14 protein-coding genes are annotated in these 14,791 nt (G+C 62.2%); 11 read left to right on the top strand and 3 right to left on the bottom strand.

The window, feature by feature from the left end:
- Nucleotide 1: 1 nt before the first annotated feature.
- The 9 genes from sucD (at nt 2) to CUJ84_RS20770 (ending at nt 9,946) form a co-directional block, all read left to right on the top strand.
- Nucleotides 2-904, top strand: a complete 903-nt coding sequence (gene sucD / locus CUJ84_RS20810) for a succinate--CoA ligase subunit alpha (RefSeq protein ID WP_105007583.1) — start codon at nt 2-4, stop codon at nt 902-904.
- A gap of 171 nt (nt 905-1,075) precedes the next feature.
- On the top strand, nt 1,076-4,060 hold the full coding sequence (locus CUJ84_RS20805) for a 2-oxoglutarate dehydrogenase E1 component (protein WP_105008265.1): 2,985 nt from the start codon (nt 1,076-1,078) through the stop codon (nt 4,058-4,060).
- Nucleotides 4,061-4,076: 16 nt separating this feature from the next.
- On the top strand, nt 4,077-4,385 hold the full coding sequence (locus CUJ84_RS20800) for a YciI family protein (protein ID WP_026230950.1): 309 nt from the start codon (nt 4,077-4,079) through the stop codon (nt 4,383-4,385).
- Between the two features lie 39 nt (nt 4,386-4,424).
- Nucleotides 4,425-5,690 carry a 2-oxoglutarate dehydrogenase complex dihydrolipoyllysine-residue succinyltransferase gene (gene odhB, locus CUJ84_RS20795; protein ID WP_105007582.1) on the top strand — a complete coding sequence of 422 codons (1,266 nt, stop codon included), beginning with the start codon at nt 4,425-4,427 and terminating at the stop codon, nt 5,688-5,690.
- A 13-nt stretch (nt 5,691-5,703) separates the two neighbouring features.
- Nucleotides 5,704-6,453 carry a DUF4241 domain-containing protein gene (locus CUJ84_RS20790; RefSeq protein ID WP_105007581.1) on the top strand — a complete coding sequence of 250 codons (750 nt, stop codon included), beginning with the start codon at nt 5,704-5,706 and terminating at the stop codon, nt 6,451-6,453.
- Nucleotides 6,450-6,980: a hypothetical protein gene (locus tag CUJ84_RS20785; protein ID WP_105007580.1), complete on the top strand. Its 531-nt coding sequence runs from the start codon at nt 6,450-6,452 to the stop codon at nt 6,978-6,980. The genes CUJ84_RS20790 and CUJ84_RS20785 overlap by 4 nt, the downstream gene beginning before the upstream one ends.
- Nucleotides 6,977-7,729 (top strand): SDR family oxidoreductase, encoded by a 753-nt coding sequence (locus CUJ84_RS20780; RefSeq protein ID WP_105007579.1) that lies wholly within the window; start codon nt 6,977-6,979, stop codon nt 7,727-7,729. The genes CUJ84_RS20785 and CUJ84_RS20780 overlap by 4 nt, the downstream gene beginning before the upstream one ends.
- A 208-nt stretch (nt 7,730-7,937) precedes the next feature.
- On the top strand, nt 7,938-9,344 hold the full coding sequence (gene lpdA, locus CUJ84_RS20775) for a dihydrolipoyl dehydrogenase (protein WP_105007578.1): 1,407 nt from the start codon (nt 7,938-7,940) through the stop codon (nt 9,342-9,344).
- A 101-nt stretch (nt 9,345-9,445) separates the two neighbouring features.
- Nucleotides 9,446-9,946: a cytochrome b gene (locus CUJ84_RS20770; protein ID WP_105007577.1), complete on the top strand. Its 501-nt coding sequence runs from the start codon at nt 9,446-9,448 to the stop codon at nt 9,944-9,946.
- 9 nt (nt 9,947-9,955) lie between these two features.
- On the opposite strand, the gene CUJ84_RS20765 is transcribed toward CUJ84_RS20770, so the two are convergent.
- Both CUJ84_RS20765 and CUJ84_RS20760 read right to left on the bottom strand, forming a co-directional pair.
- Nucleotides 9,956-11,032, bottom strand: coding sequence for a TraB/GumN family protein (locus tag CUJ84_RS20765; protein ID WP_105008264.1), 1,077 nt, complete (start codon nt 11,030-11,032; stop codon nt 9,956-9,958).
- 292 nt (nt 11,033-11,324) lie between these two features.
- Nucleotides 11,325-12,260: a tyrosine recombinase XerC gene (locus CUJ84_RS20760; protein ID WP_027682576.1), complete on the bottom strand. Its 936-nt coding sequence runs from the start codon at nt 12,258-12,260 to the stop codon at nt 11,325-11,327.
- Nucleotides 12,261-12,399: 139 nt separating this feature from the next.
- Between CUJ84_RS20760 and CUJ84_RS20755 the strand changes: the two genes are divergently transcribed.
- The gene (locus CUJ84_RS20755) at nt 12,400-13,350 is read left to right on the top strand and encodes a GNAT family N-acetyltransferase (RefSeq protein ID WP_105007576.1); all 951 of its coding nucleotides are present in this window, start codon (nt 12,400-12,402) and stop codon (nt 13,348-13,350) included.
- 16 nt (nt 13,351-13,366) lie between these two features.
- Complete coding sequence (locus tag CUJ84_RS20750; RefSeq protein WP_105007575.1) at nt 13,367-13,864, top strand: GNAT family N-acetyltransferase; 498 nt, start codon at nt 13,367-13,369, stop codon at nt 13,862-13,864.
- Here the strand turns inward: CUJ84_RS20750 and CUJ84_RS20745 are convergent.
- Entirely contained in the window at nt 13,845-14,777 is a 933-nt protein-coding gene (locus CUJ84_RS20745; RefSeq protein WP_105007574.1) for a dihydrodipicolinate synthase family protein, read from the bottom strand. The genes CUJ84_RS20750 and CUJ84_RS20745 overlap by 20 nt on opposite strands.
- Nucleotides 14,778-14,791 lie beyond the last annotated feature (14 nt).

Below are 14,791 nucleotides of genomic sequence, written 5' to 3'. Positions count from 1 at the left end.
CATGTCCATTCTCGTCAACAAAGACACCAAGGTTCTCGTTCAGGGCCTAACCGGCAAGACCGGCACGTTCCACACCGAACAGGCGCTCGCTTACTACGGCACCCAGATGGTCGGTGGTATCCACCCGAAGAAGGGTGGCGAAACCTGGACCGGCGCGAAGGGCGAAAGCCTGCCGATCTTTGCAACCGTTGCCGAAGGCAAGGAAAAGACCGGCGCCAACGCGTCCGTCATCTATGTTCCGCCGGCTGGTGCTGCCGACGCGATCATCGAGGCGATCGACGCCGAGATCCCGTTCATCACCTGCATCACCGAAGGCATCCCGGTCATGGACATGGTGCGGGTCAAGGCTCGCCTCGACCGCTCCAAGTCGCGCCTGCTCGGCCCGAACTGCCCGGGTATCCTGACGCCGGAAGAATGCAAGATCGGCATCATGCCGGGCTCGATCTTCCGCAAGGGTTCGGTCGGTATCGTTTCCCGCTCGGGCACGCTGACCTATGAAGCCGTGTTCCAGACCTCCAATGAAGGTCTCGGCCAGACGACGGCCGTCGGCATCGGCGGCGACCCGGTCAAGGGCACCGAGTTCATCGACGTCCTGGAAATGTTCCTGGCCGACAAAGCCACCCAGTCGATCATCATGATCGGCGAAATCGGCGGTGCGGCTGAAGAAGACGCGGCCCAGTTCCTCAAGGACGAAGCCAAGAAGGGCCGCAAGAAGCCGATGGCTGGCTTCATTGCCGGCCGTACGGCGCCGAAGGGCCGCACCATGGGCCACGCCGGCGCTGTGGTTTCCGGCGGCAAGGGCGATGCGGAATCGAAGATCGCGGCGATGGAATCGGCAGGCATCAAGGTGTCGCCCTCTCCGGCCCGCCTCGGCAAGACGCTGGTTGAAGTCCTCAAGGGCTAAGCCACCTATATAGACCGGGCGGAGGAACGGCATCTGCGCCTTCCGCCCGGCCTCGACAACACGAAACCAGCAGATGCGCCGCGGACAGGCGGCAATCGAATGCGGCAGCCGGCCATCAAGCCGGCAAATTCATCAAAGTCAGGAGGCGGACGGAAGCGTCCGCATATCACCATGGCACGGCAAGAAGCCAACGAGCAGTTTCAGATCACCTCGTTTCTGGATGGCGCCAACGCTGCCTATATCGAGCAGCTCTACGCGCGGTACGAAGAAGATCCCGCATCGGTCGACGATCAGTGGCGGTCTTTCTTCAAGGCGCTGGAGGAGGATCCCAGCGATGTGAAGAGGGCGGCCAAAGGGCCTTCCTGGCGCAAGAAGAACTGGCCGCTTCAGGCAAGCGGCGATCTGGTGTCGGCTCTGGATGGCGACTGGGGCATCGTCGAGAAGGTGATCGAGACCAAGGTCAAGGCCAAGGCCGAAGCTCAGGGCAAGCCTGCCGACAGCACCGAGGTGCTACAGGCGACGCGCGATTCCGTGCGCGCCATCATGATGATCCGCGCCTACCGCATGCGCGGCCACCTGCATGCCAAGCTCGACCCGCTCGGCATCGCCGCTCCCGTCGACGACTACCACGAGCTGTCGGCGGAGAATTACGGTTTCACGGCCGCAGATTACGATCGCAAGATCTTCATCGACAACGTGCTCGGCCTCGAATACGCGACCATCCGCGAGATGATCGAAATCCTCGAGCGCACCTATTGCTCGACGCTCGGCGTCGAATTCATGCATATCTCCAATCCTGAAGAGAAGGCCTGGATCCAGGAGCGCATCGAAGGACCGGACAAGGGTGTGGCCTTCACGCCGGAAGGCAAGAAGGCGATCCTTGCCAAGCTGGTCGAAGCCGAAGGCTACGAGCAGTTCCTCGACGTCAAGTTCAAAGGCACGAAGCGTTTCGGTCTCGACGGCGGCGAATCGCTGATCCCGGCGCTGGAGCAGATCCTCAAGCGAGGCGGTCATCTCGGCCTCAAGGAAGCCGTGTTCGGCATGGCCCATCGCGGCCGTCTGAACGTGCTCTCCCAGGTCATGGGTAAGCCGCACCGGGCGATCTTCCACGAGTTCAAGGGCGGCTCGGCCGCTCCCGACGAGGTCGAGGGCTCGGGTGACGTCAAGTACCATCTCGGTGCCTCCTCCGACCGCGAATTCGACGGCAACAAGATCCACGTTTCGCTGACGGCGAACCCCTCGCATCTCGAAATCGTCGATCCCGTCGTCATGGGCAAGGCCCGCGCCAAGCAGGATATGAACGCCACCGTCTGGGACGGCGACATCATCCCGCTTTCCGAACGCGCCAAGGTTCTGCCGCTGCTGATCCATGGCGACGCGGCTTTTGCCGGCCAGGGTGTCATTGCCGAAATCCTCGGCCTTTCCGGTCTGCGCGGCCACCGCGTTGCCGGCACCATGCATGTGATCATCAACAACCAGATCGGCTTCACCACAAACCCGGCCTTCTCGCGCTCGTCGCCCTACCCGTCCGACGTCGCCAAGATGATCGAGGCGCCGATCCTGCACGTCAACGGCGACGATCCGGAAGCGGTGGTTTATGGGGCCAAGATCGCCACTGAATTCCGCATGAAGTTCCACAAGCCGGTTGTGCTCGACCTGTTCTGCTACCGCCGCTACGGCCACAATGAAGGCGACGAACCGTCCTTCACGCAGCCGAAGATGTACAAGGTGATCCGCGCCCACAAGACTGTGCTGCAGCTCTATGCGGCCCGGCTCGTCGCCGAGGGCCTGCTCACCGACGGCGAAGTCGAGAAGATGAAGGCCGATTGGCGCGCCCATCTCGAACAGGAGTTCGAGGCTGGCCAGCACTACAAGCCGAACAAGGCCGACTGGCTGGACGGCGAGTGGTCGGGCCTGCGCACGGCCGACAATGCCGACGAGCAGCGCCGTGGCAAGACCGCCGTGCCGATGAAGACGCTGAAGGATATCGGCCGCAAGCTCTCTGAGATCCCGGCGGGCTTCAATGCGCACCGGACGATCCAGCGCTTCATGGAAAACCGCGCCAACATGATCGCCACCGGCGAGGGTATTGACTGGGCGATGGCCGAAGCGCTCTCCTTCGGTGCGCTCTGCGTCGAAGGCAGCAAGATCCGCCTGTCCGGCCAGGATTGCGAACGCGGCACCTTCTCGCAGCGCCACTCGGTTCTCTATGATCAGGAAACCGAAGAGCGCTACATCCCGCTCGCCAATCTTTCGCCGACGCAGGGGCGCTACGAAGTCATCAATTCGATGCTTTCGGAAGAGGCCGTGCTCGGTTTCGAATATGGCTATTCGCTCGCCCGCCCGAATGCGCTGACGCTCTGGGAAGCGCAGTTCGGCGATTTCGCCAACGGCGCACAGGTGGTTTTCGACCAGTTCATCTCGTCGGGCGAACGCAAGTGGCTGCGCATGTCGGGCCTCGTCTGCCTTCTGCCGCACGGCTATGAAGGTCAAGGTCCGGAACATTCCTCGGCCCGCCTCGAGCGTTTCCTCCAGCTTTGCGCTGAGGATAACATGCAGGTCGCCAACGTCACGACGCCGGCGAACTACTTCCACATCCTGCGCCGGCAGGTGAAGCGCGACTTCCGCAAGCCGCTGATCCTGATGACGCCGAAATCGCTGCTGCGCCACAAGCGGGCGGTCTCCACGCTTGCCGAAATGGCCGGCGAATCCGCCTTCCATCGCCTGCTCTGGGACGATGCCGAGGTGATCAAGGACGGCCCGATCAAGCTGCAGAAGGACAACAAGATCCGCCGCGTCGTCATGTGCTCCGGCAAGGTCTATTACGATCTTCTCGAAGAGCGTGAAAAGCGTGGCATCGACGACATCTATCTCTTACGCGTCGAGCAGCTCTATCCGTTCCCGGCAAAGGCGCTCATCAACGAGCTGTCGCGCTTCCGCAATGCCGAGATGGTCTGGTGCCAGGAAGAGCCGAAGAACATGGGCGCCTGGTCGTTCATCGACCCCTTCCTCGAATGGGTGCTCGCCCATATCGACGCAAAATACCAGCGCGTCCGTTATACCGGCCGTCCGGCCGCCGCCTCGCCGGCGACGGGTCTGATGTCCAAGCATCTGTCGCAGCTCGCCGCATTCCTCGAGGATGCATTGGGCGGTTAAAACACGGGGGGGCGCAATGGCTTATTTCTTTCTGAGACTGCAGCCGCCGCGCCCCACTTTCCCGCATGACGGGACCGGGGAGGAAATGGCGGCGATGAAACGCCATGTCGAATACTGGCATCGGCACGCCCTTGCGGGATCGGCGATAATAGTCGGTCCTGTCTTCGAGGGTGAAGGCGCTTGGGGCATGGCGATCGTCGAAGTCGAGGATCAGGCGGCGGCACAGGTTCTTGCCGACGGCGATCCGATCATTACTTCCGGTTTCGGCTTCCGTTTCGATATCCTGCCGATGCCTTCGATCATCTCGCGGCCGCCCGCCGTCTGAAACACATAAACGAAAACACACGAAATCAGGATCTGAACAATGGCCACAGAAATCCGCGTTCCAACTCTCGGTGAATCCGTCAGCGAGGCAACCGTCGGCACCTGGTTCAAGAAGGTCGGCGACGTCATCAAGGCCGACGAGCCGATTCTCGAGCTTGAAACCGACAAGGTGACCATCGAAGTTCCAGCACCCGCCTCCGGCACGCTTTCGGAAATCGTCGTTGCCGCCGGCGAGACCGTCGGCCTCGGCGCGCTGCTCGGCCAGATCGCCGAAGGTGCTGCCGCTGCTGCCGCGCCGGCTGCTGCTGCACCGGCCGCCGCGCCTGCCCAGCCAGCCCCGGCGGCGGCTGCCCAGCCAGCGCCAGTTGCCGCCGCTGCATCGTCGTCATCGAGCGCTTCCGTCTCCACCATGCCGCCGGCACCGGCGGCTTCGAAGATGCTTGCCGAAAACAACCTTTCCGCCGATCAGGTCGACGGTAGCGGCAAGCGCGGCCAGGTGCTGAAAGGCGACGTCATCGCCGCCGTCGCCAAGGGAATTTCCGCTCCGGCGGCCGCACCCGCAGCAACGCCTGCCGCCGCGCGTGGCCCGTCGACGGTCGAGGATGCCTCGCGCGAAGAGCGCGTGAAGATGACGCGCCTGCGCCAGACGATCGCCAAGCGCCTCAAGGATGCGCAGAACACCGCCGCCATGCTGACCACCTACAACGAGGTGGACATGAAGGCAGTCATGGATCTGCGCAACAAGTACAAGGACATTTTCGAGAAGAAGCACGGCGTCAAGCTCGGCTTCATGGGCTTCTTCACCAAGGCGGTGACGCATGCACTGAAGGAATTGCCGGCCGTCAACGCCGAAATCGACGGCACCGACGTCATCTACAAGAACTACTGCCATGTCGGCATGGCCGTCGGCACGGACAAGGGCCTCGTCGTTCCTGTCATCCGCGACGCCGACCAGATGTCGATCGCCGAAATCGAGAAGGAGCTCGGCCGTCTTGCCAAGGCAGCCCGTGATGGCTCGCTCTCCATGGCCGATATGCAGGGCGGCACCTTCACGATCACCAATGGCGGCGTCTACGGTTCGCTGATGTCTTCGCCGATCCTCAACGCGCCGCAGTCCGGCATTCTCGGCATGCACAAGATCCAGGAGCGGCCGGTCGCGATCGGCGGTCAGGTGGTCATCCGTCCGATGATGTATCTGGCGCTGTCCTACGATCACCGCATCGTCGACGGCAAGGAAGCGGTCACCTTCCTCGTGCGCGTCAAGGAAAGCCTGGAAGATCCGGAACGTCTGGTTCTCGATCTCTAAGGGAGCGCTTTCGATGCGGAACCGGATCATGCGAGCGGCGCGCCTTCTTCTTTGCGCTGCCGCCGCGCATATTCCGGTCTCCGCATCGGCTGCCGGCTGGGACATCAGCAAGGCAAGCAGCAATTTCGAGCTGGTGGCGCTGAGCGATGCCGAACTCTCCGGCCGGTCGATCGGCGCGATCCATATGGGCAATGTCGCGCTGACCTCGGGGCACATCATTGCCGCCGATCCGCTCGCCCAGCCTGATCGTCCGGCGCTCGCAAGAAAGGTTGCGCCGGGCGATTATCCGGTGACGCTCTACCAGGCCTTCGGGCGCATCGCCGCCGCCAGCATGCGGTTTGCCGAGGGCAAGCCGGATCATTGGGAGCTTGCGGTCCTGCCCGGGCAGGACACGGCGACGCTGAAGGACGGCGAGATCTTCGGCTACGCCGTCGATGCCGGCCTCGGATGCTACATGGATGCCGATACGCTTGATTTGATCGGAGAACGTGAAGAGCAGGTGCAGGCGCAGAAAGCGGGTTCCGACGTCAACTATTACGACGACGTGCTGGCGTCGGAGCTTGAGGCCAACAAGGGCACTTATGCGCTGCACCGGCCGGTCGCCGGCAGACGAGGCAATGTCGCGGTGTTCTGGAGCGGCTGGGGTGACGGTTTCTATCCGGTCTTCTGGGGGCTCGACAAGGACGGCCGTGCACTGGTGCTGCTGACGGATTTCAGCGTTGTCGAGAATGCCGACGGGCGGAGGGAGCCGAAGCTGCAATGAGCGGAAGGATCAGGATCACGGCGAGACGGATAGGCGTGGCCGCAATCGCAGCCGCCGCGTTTTTCGTCGTTCCGGCATCCACGTTCGGTGCCGCATGCAAGCAGGAGCAGGCCGTCTACGTCGATCGCGATGGTGCCTATGAATTGCGCTTTGCACCGCTGAATTCTCCGTCGGCCGCCGCCAGCAACCAATTCAAGGTCAGCGCGCTTAAGACACCTGTCGTGATGGAAGGTTATGTCATGCCATCGGAAGATCCGGTGCGCGCCATCGGCATCCTGATGTTCAATTGCCCGGAAGGCGATGCGACCGGCGCCGATCTCAATGCCTGCACGGTCTGGCAGGGCGCTGTCTACGGCATGGATGCCGAGGGCGAGATGGACAATCTGCAGCCCGAAGGCGCCGAAGCGGCCGAAAAGCTCGTGCTTCCCGGCCTTGGTCCCGCCATCCGCGAATCCAGCGCCTGGGGTGAGGGCAAGGCCGTGGTAGCACCGTGGGACGTGCTGACATTTAAGGAGTGTGCGACATGAGCGATACACCTGTTGTTCTCATTACCGGCGGAAGCCGAGGCATCGGCGCTGCGGCTTCACGGCTTGCCGCGCGCCAGGGCTGGCGTGTCGCGGTGAACTACGCCGCCAACCGTCAAGCCGCGGATGCCGTTGTGGCTTCGATCGCCGCAAGCGGCGGCGAGGCCGTGGCAGTCCAAGGCGATGTCGGCAAGGCAGCGGATATCGTCTCGATGTTTACGGCGGTCGACCGGCATTTCGGCCGGCTCGACGGGCTCGTCAACAATGCCGGCATCGTCGACTATCCGCAGCGTATCGACGAGATGTCGGCGGAGCGAATCGAGCGCATGCTGCGCGTCAATGTGACCGGCTCCATACTCTGCGCCGCAGAGGCCATACGCCGCATGTCGAGCCGGCATGGCGGGCAGGGCGGGGCGATCGTCAATATCTCGTCGATGGCGGCGATCCTCGGTTCGGCGACGCAGTATGTCGATTATGCCGCTTCGAAGGCGGCGATCGACACCTTCACCGTCGGGCTGGCGCGCGAGGTCGCTGCCGAGGGCATCCGCGTGAATGCGATAAGGCCCGGCGTCATCGAAACCGACCTCCATGCCTCCGGCGGTCTGCCGGATCGGCCGCGCGAGCTGGCGCCGTCGATCCCGATGCAGCGCGCGGGCACGCCCGAGGAAGTGGCCGATGCGATCCTCTACCTTCTGTCTCCGTCGGCTTCCTATATAACCGGCGCGATCCTCAATGTGAGCGGCGGCCGCTAGAACGACTGGGAAAAACAGCATGCAATATATTCTCGAATTCCTCGGCCTGATGTCGCGCGCGGCCGCCTAGAACAGGATGATTTAGGCCGGGTCGGCCTAAAATCTGAATCCTGTTCTAAATTAAATAGTTAGAGCATGATGTCGTCCGAAAACCGCTCACACTTTTCGGCATCATGCTCCAGACGAAAAATCCAAAGGGAAAGAAGCAATGTCCTACGATGTGATCATTATCGGAACCGGCCCGGGCGGCTATGTTTGCGCCGTCAAGGCGGCGCAGCTCGGCCTCAAGGTCGCCGTCGTCGAAAAGCGGGCGACCTATGGCGGCACCTGCCTGAACGTCGGCTGCATTCCATCGAAGGCGCTGCTGCATGCCTCCGAAATGTTCCATCAGGCCGGCCACGGGATGAGCGCGCTCGGTATCGACGTCCCGGCGCCGACGCTCAATCTCGGCAATATGATGGCCCACAAGGATGCGACGGTGAAGTCGAATGTCGACGGCGTCGCCTTCCTCTTCAAGAAGAATAAGATCGATACCTTCCAGGGCATCGGCAAGATCGTCTCGGCCGGCAAGGTTTCCGTCACCGCCGATGACGGCAAGGTGCAGGAGATCGAAGGCAAGAACATCGTCATCGCCACCGGCTCCGACGTCGCCGGCATTCCCGGCGTGCAGGTCGAGATCGATGAAAAGACCATCATCTCGTCCACCGGCGGCATCGCGCTGGATAAGGTGCCGGAAACGCTGATCGTCGTCGGCGGCGGCGTCATCGGCCTCGAGCTCGGTTCCGTCTGGTCTCGCCTCGGCGCCAAAGTCACCGTCGTCGAATATCTCGATACCATCCTTGGCGGCATGGACGGCGAAGTCTCCAAGCAATTCCAGCGTATGCTTGCCAAGCAGGGTATCGATTTCAATCTCAGCGCCAAGGTCACAGGCGTCGAAAAGGGCGACAAGGGCGCCAAGGTCACTTTCGAGCCCGTCAAGGGCGGCGACAAGGTGACGCTCGACGCCGAAGTCGTGCTGATCGCCACCGGCCGCAAGCCCTATACGGCGGGCCTCGGCCTCGAAGAAGCCGGTGTTACGCTCGACAATCGCGGCCGCGTCGAGATCGACGGTCACTTCAAGACCAATGTCGCCGGCATCTATGCGATCGGCGATGTGGTCAAGGGTCCGATGCTGGCGCACAAGGCGGAAGATGAGGGCGTGGCGCTTGCCGAAATCCTCGCCGGACAGCACGGCCATGTGAACTACGAGGTCATTCCGAGCGTCGTCTACACCCAGCCGGAAATCGCTTCCGTCGGCAAGACCGAGGAAGAGCTGAAGGCGGCAGGCGTCGCCTACAAGGTCGGCAAGTTCCCCTTCACGGCGAATGGCCGCGCTCGCGCGATGCTGGCAACGGACGGCTTCGTCAAGATCCTTGCCGACAAGGAAACCGACCGGGTGCTCGGCGGCCATATCGTCGGCTTCGGCGCCGGCGAAATGATCCACGAGATCGCCGTGCTGATGGAGTTCGGCGGTTCCTCGGAAGATCTCGGCCGTACCTGCCACGCGCATCCTACAATGTCGGAGGCGCTGAAAGAGGCTGCGCTCGCAACCTTCTTCAAGCCGATCCATATGTAATCTTACATATTCGTAACAAAGCATACAGCCGCTTGCCGGAAGGCAGGCGGCTGTTTTAGTTGTTGCGTATCGTTGAGTTGAGCATTCGTGAAGGTCCAGAAATGCAGCAGCCGTCCATCGTGAATTACAGCCTGAGCCAGCGTTTTCTTCACTGGGCCGTGGCGCTGCTGATTTTCTTCAACCTGCTGTTTCCCGACGGCATGAATATCTGGCATCGGCTGATGCGCAGAGGCCAGGTACCGACGCCGGAGCAGATTTCGTCGGCGAATATCCATGCCTATGTCGGCATCGCCATCCTGCTGCTTGCCGTCCTCAGGCTCGGGCTGCGTTTTACCAAGGGCGTTCCGGACGAGGTCGCACAGGAGCCGGCGATCTTCCGTCTTGCAGCGAGGCTTGCCCATGCCGGCCTCTACATCCTGATCTTCGCAATGCCGGTTTCGGGCATCGCCGCCTACTATTTCGGTATCGATCCCGCCGGTTCGTTCCACGCGGATGTCCTGAAGATCATTCTCTGGGCGCTGATCGCGGCGCATGTCGCCGGCGCCCTCGTCCATCAGTTCTATTGGAAAAGCAATGTTCTGCGTCGCATGACGCTCGGCTGACCGGCGGGTTCAGTTTACCGCGGTCACGGTGAAGCCCTGCTGGCGTAGCAGTTCGATAACGCCGTCCTTGCCGGGCAGATGCAGGGCGCCGACGGCCATGAAGACGTTGCCACCGTCGAGGATGGGGGCGGCGCGCTCGGCCATCACCTTGTTGCGGTCGAGGATGACGCGCTGTTCGAAGGCGGCATAGTCGCTGTTGTCGCCTTCATCCTCCGGTGTCACGGTTTTCAACATCGGCATGGTCATGCCGATATCACCGGAGAGGTACAGGTCGGTCATCGTCTCGACGACATCGCTCATCTTGTCGCCGAGTTCCAGCGTCTCGATCAGCGATTTCAGATGGAATTCGACCGGCAGATCGGCCATGGCCTGGATCTGTTCGGCAAGGGTTTCCAGCCCCTTGACCTGTTTGCCCTGAGCAACAGCATCGGTGGCGATCTTCTGGTCGAGGAATTGCACGCCTTTTGCCTTGCGGGCGATTTCGCAGGCCGGCAGGGCGACGGCGCTCGAGATCATCCAGGGCCGCATGCGGGAAACGGCGCTGAGCGGGATACCGCGCTGCTTGAGGCCGGTTTCGAGGCGCTTGTAGTCCTCGGGAGAAAGCAGCTTGTCGATCGTCGTGCCGTCGGTGAACATCGTCAGCTCCGGCTTTGCGAGCAGGGCGGCGGTCGCCTTCCGCTCATCGAGGATCTCGTCGGATTCGATGACAATCGTGTCGGCAGCGTCATGGGCGGCCTGGGCGCGCGGTGGCAGGGCGAGCACGCGCGGATCGGTGACATGCATGCTGCCGAGCAGCCACGAGGGTGCAAGTCCCGGCTTTTCGACCTTCCAGAAGATGCCCTTGCCGTTCGGCGTGGCGTCGGCTTCCTTCAGCGCCTCGGCATAGCGGGCAGGGTCGTTCTGCCGCAGCTCGACCATCAGGTTGCGGCCGGTGCAGGCCACGTCTTCGGCCGCCGCCGGCCTTGCCGTCAGGAAGGCGACAAACAGCGCGGCAAGAAGCAGCATGTGAAAGGCTGCGATCAGCCAGAGCAACAGATTGGCCGGCACTGCGAGGTAAGACGTCCGGCGGCCGATTGATGTCGTCATGATGGGTGTTCCGATCACATGCTCCATAGGCTTCATGCTCTACGCCCGGCTTGCGCATATTCCTTTAAGAGAATGCCTTAACGAGAGCTTAAAGCGCCTGACATTCAATCGGATCCAAGCGATGCGCTTTAAGCCTATCGTTTATGCATGTCGTTGCCCCAAAACCGCTGCACACTTTTGGGCGACATGCATTACAGCGCCGCGCGTCTTTCAGTCGCGCAAGGACGCTGTAACACTTTCAATCTACGCATCGAGCTTTCCGAAAATCGATTCCGATTTTCGGGCCGATGCGCTAGGCGCGCGGATGCGCCCGATCATACACCTCGAGCAGCCGCGATGCATCGACGCCGGTATAGACCTGCGTTGTGGAAAGGCTGGCATGGCCGAGCAGTTCCTGAATGGTGCGCAGATCGCCGCCGCCGGCAAGCAGGTGAGTGGCGAAGGAATGGCGCAGTGCATGCGGTGTCGCCGTCTCCGGCAGACCGAAGGCGCTGCGCATCTTCTGCATGGTGCGCTGGATGATCGCCGCCTGCAGCTTGCCGCCGCGGGCGCCGCGAAACAGCGGTTCGCCGCTTTCGAGATGGTATGGGCAGAGCGCACGGTATTTCTCGACCGCGTCGAAAACCACAGAGAGCAATGGCACCAGCCGCGTCTTGTTGCCCTTGCCGGTGATGCGCAGCACCGTCGCGCCCTTCTGCAGGTCGGCGGGAGTAAGATCAAGCGCTTCGGAGATGCGCAGGCCGCAGCCGTAGAGCAGCGTCATGACAGCCGCATCGCGCGCCGCAATCCAGGGTTCGTCATGGAGTTGGGCGTCGTCGCTGACGACGGTGATCGCCTGCGTATCCGACAGCGGCTTGGGCAGCGATTTCGGTTGTTTCGGTGAGCGCACTGCGCCGGCGCCGGCGGCATTGACCAGGCCTTTCTTTTCGAGATGGCGCAGCAGCGAACGGAGACCGGCGAGATTGCGGCCGAGCGAGCGGGCGCCGGAGCCCTGCTTGCGCCGGGCCGCCAGGAAGGCGCGGAAATCGGCGGGGCGCAATTCCCTGATGTCGCGGAGCGTCACCGGGCCGGCGAGATGGCCGGTCATAAAGGTCAGAAACTGGCGGGTGTCGCGCTCGTAAGCGTCGAGCGTATGCTCGGAAAGACGGCGCTCGTGGGCGAGGTTTTCAAGCCATGCGGCGCGCTCCGCCATCAGGCGCGGATCGGCGATAACAAGCAGTTCGTTCACGTTGCTGGCCTTGATTTTGCCTTCAAGTCCGCCAATTTGGAGCAGGAACAGTTATGGAATTGCTAATGCCGGCCAAGCCTTTGTCATCCTTCGATCATATTGTACTGCGATAGCTTATACCCCATAGACAGGATCTTTCATGGCACGGCGCGATTCCATGACGGCTTTCGGACAGCTCGCGGAAGCGATCGCTCTCGTTTCACAGGGAAAGCCCGGTCATATCGTCGATACGCTGATTGCCGAACGCGGCCAGAGGATCGTGAAGAATCCGCTCTGGCCGGTCATGCGGCCGTTCCTCTACACGCTGCTGCGCTACAATAAGGCGCTCGAATTCGCCAATGCGGTCGGCAAAATGCCGGGCTTCCAGTCGTTCGAATATCTGAGCGATGTGCTGAGGCTCGACATCGGCATCACCAATGGCGAACGCATCCCTGATACCGGCGGCTTCATCCTCGTCAGCAACCATCCGACCGGCATCGCCGACGGCGTTGCCGTGTTCGATCTCTTGAAAGCCCGCCGGCCGGACATGATGTTCTTCGCCAATCGCGATGCCATCCGCGTCAATCCGCGTTTTGCCGAGATGATCATTCCCGTCGAATGGCGGGAGGAGCATAAGAGCAAGCTGAAAGCGCGCGAAACGCTGCAGCTGACCAACCATGCGGTGAAGGAAGGCAAGGCGACAGTGCTCTTTCCCTCAGGCCGTATCGCCTATTGGGCGAACGGCCGGCTGAACGAACGTCCGTGGAAGACCTCGGCCGTCGGGCTGGCGCGCAAATACAATCTGCCGATCCTTCCCGTCCATATGACGGCACGCAATTCCGGCCTGTTCTACTGGCTGGCCAAATGGTCGACAGAGCTTCGCGACATGACCGTGTTCCACGAACTGCTGAACAAACGCGGCGACCGCTTCGATTTCGTCATCGGCAATCTTATTCCGGCCGAACAGCTGGACGGCGACCTCAACGAGGTGACCAAGGCGCTGGAGAAACATACGGTGCGTGACATGGCCGCCGATGGCGACGCGAGTTTCGTGCCGGTCGGCCTGCCGGCCGCGGCGATGCGCCGCGAGACCCCGGTTCCTGCAATCTAGATAGCTCGGCATTGCCATGACAATCGACATCCGCAGGTTCCGGGATCGATTGCCACAGGAGATCGCAGATCTCGAAAGCGAGGCCCGGCAAGAAGGCCATCGCCATGTCGCCCGCCTTATCGACGAATGGTCGACCGGCGCCGTCAGGTTCGATCGTGACGGCGAAAGGCTGCTTGGCGCCTATGCCGATGAGGTGCTCGCCGGCATCGGCGGCATGACTGTCGAAACGGCCATGTCAGGGGCGCTGCGGATGCGGCGTTTCTATATTCGTCCCGCAATGCGCGGGCGCGGCATCGGCCGGATGCTTGCCCTGGCTCTGCTCGATCATGCGCGGTCCTGCTGCAACGTCGTCACCGTTCATGCGGGAAACGATGGTGCGGCGAGGTTCTGGGAGTCGCTCGGGTTTCAGCCTCACGGACGAGATGGGCATACCCATATGCTCGCGCTGCAGCGCCATAGCGATGATCCAGCGGCTTCGGATTTGCGCCGGTGCGTTACGCCCCGATCTCCTTGAGGCGGATGGCCTGGCGCGCCAGCAGCCGCTCGACATCCGTAATATCGAGCGTTGAGAGCTTGGCGCCCGGCTTGCGCAGGGTGGCGGACTTGATCACGCCGCGCTTGGCAAGCACATATTTGCGCGAGGCAAGGCCGATGCCCTGCTGCTGTTCGTAGCGGGCGAGCGGCAGATAGGCATCGAAGATCGCATGGGCGCGATCGGGATTTCCGGCTGCATAGGCCTCGACGACGCCAACCATCATCTCCGGATAACAAAAGCCGGTCATTGCGCCATCGGCGCCGCGGCCCATCTCTTCGGGCAGGAAAAGCCCGCCATTGCCGCAGAGGATGGAGATACGCCGCATGGTGCCCTTGTCGCTGGCGGCGCGAAGTGCTGAGATTTTCGAAAGACCCGGCCAATCCTCGTGCTTGAGCATGACGCAATTGGGCACCTCGTTGACGATGCGCTCGATGACCTTGGGCGCAATCGTCACATTGGTGGTGAGCGGATAATCCTGCAGCACGAAGGGCGTATCGCCCAGGGCCTCGCCGACCGACTGGTAGAAGGCGAAAGCCTGATCGTCGGTCTTGACGGTCCAGGGCGGCGCGACCATGACACCGGCCGCACCCTCACCCATGACGGCTTCGGCGAGTTCGCTCATCGGCGCAAGCCCTGGCGCCGAAACGCCGACGACGACGGGGAGGCGCCCGTCGAGACGCTTCAGCACCCGTTGGACGACTGTCCGCGATTCCTCGGCGGTCAGCTTCGGAGCCTCGCCGAGTTGGCCAAGCACCGTCAGGCCGGTGACGCCGGCGCCCTCGTAGAAATCGACCATGCTGTCGATACTGGCGAGATCGAGCGCGCCGTCATCGGTGAAGGGGGTTACGGCGATCACATAGACGCCCTTGGCATCTTCGGTCAGTCTGGCCATTGGTACTCTCCAAT

The sequence above is a fragment of the Rhizobium leguminosarum genome (assembly GCF_002953715.1).
Taxonomy (GTDB): Bacteria; Pseudomonadota; Alphaproteobacteria; order Rhizobiales; family Rhizobiaceae; genus Rhizobium; species Rhizobium leguminosarum_V.
Note: the sequence above shows the minus strand (reverse complement) of the source record. Positions and strands in the feature narration are given on the sequence as shown.

Bases quoted from the DNA above. Each gene is read 5' to 3' on its own strand.
- sucD (WP_105007583.1), top strand. From the start codon at position 2: ATGTCCATTCTCGTCAACAAAGACACCAAGGTTCTCGTTCAGGGCCTA.
- CUJ84_RS20805 (WP_105008265.1), top strand. From the start codon at position 1,076: ATGGCACGGCAAGAAGCCAACGAGCAGTTTCAGATCACCTCGTTTCTG.
- CUJ84_RS20800 (WP_026230950.1), top strand. From the start codon at position 4,077: ATGGCTTATTTCTTTCTGAGACTGCAGCCGCCGCGCCCCACTTTCCCG.
- odhB (WP_105007582.1), top strand. From the start codon at position 4,425: ATGGCCACAGAAATCCGCGTTCCAACTCTCGGTGAATCCGTCAGCGAG.
- CUJ84_RS20790 (WP_105007581.1), top strand. From the start codon at position 5,704: ATGCGGAACCGGATCATGCGAGCGGCGCGCCTTCTTCTTTGCGCTGCC.
- CUJ84_RS20785 (WP_105007580.1), top strand. From the start codon at position 6,450: ATGAGCGGAAGGATCAGGATCACGGCGAGACGGATAGGCGTGGCCGCA.
- CUJ84_RS20780 (WP_105007579.1), top strand. From the start codon at position 6,977: ATGAGCGATACACCTGTTGTTCTCATTACCGGCGGAAGCCGAGGCATC.
- lpdA (WP_105007578.1), top strand. From the start codon at position 7,938: ATGTCCTACGATGTGATCATTATCGGAACCGGCCCGGGCGGCTATGTT.
- CUJ84_RS20770 (WP_105007577.1), top strand. From the start codon at position 9,446: ATGCAGCAGCCGTCCATCGTGAATTACAGCCTGAGCCAGCGTTTTCTT.
- CUJ84_RS20765 (WP_105008264.1), bottom strand. From the start codon at position 11,032: ATGACGACATCAATCGGCCGCCGGACGTCTTACCTCGCAGTGCCGGCC.
- CUJ84_RS20755 (WP_105007576.1), top strand. From the start codon at position 12,400: ATGGCACGGCGCGATTCCATGACGGCTTTCGGACAGCTCGCGGAAGCG.
- CUJ84_RS20750 (WP_105007575.1), top strand. From the start codon at position 13,367: ATGACAATCGACATCCGCAGGTTCCGGGATCGATTGCCACAGGAGATC.
- CUJ84_RS20745 (WP_105007574.1), bottom strand. From the start codon at position 14,777: ATGGCCAGACTGACCGAAGATGCCAAGGGCGTCTATGTGATCGCCGTA.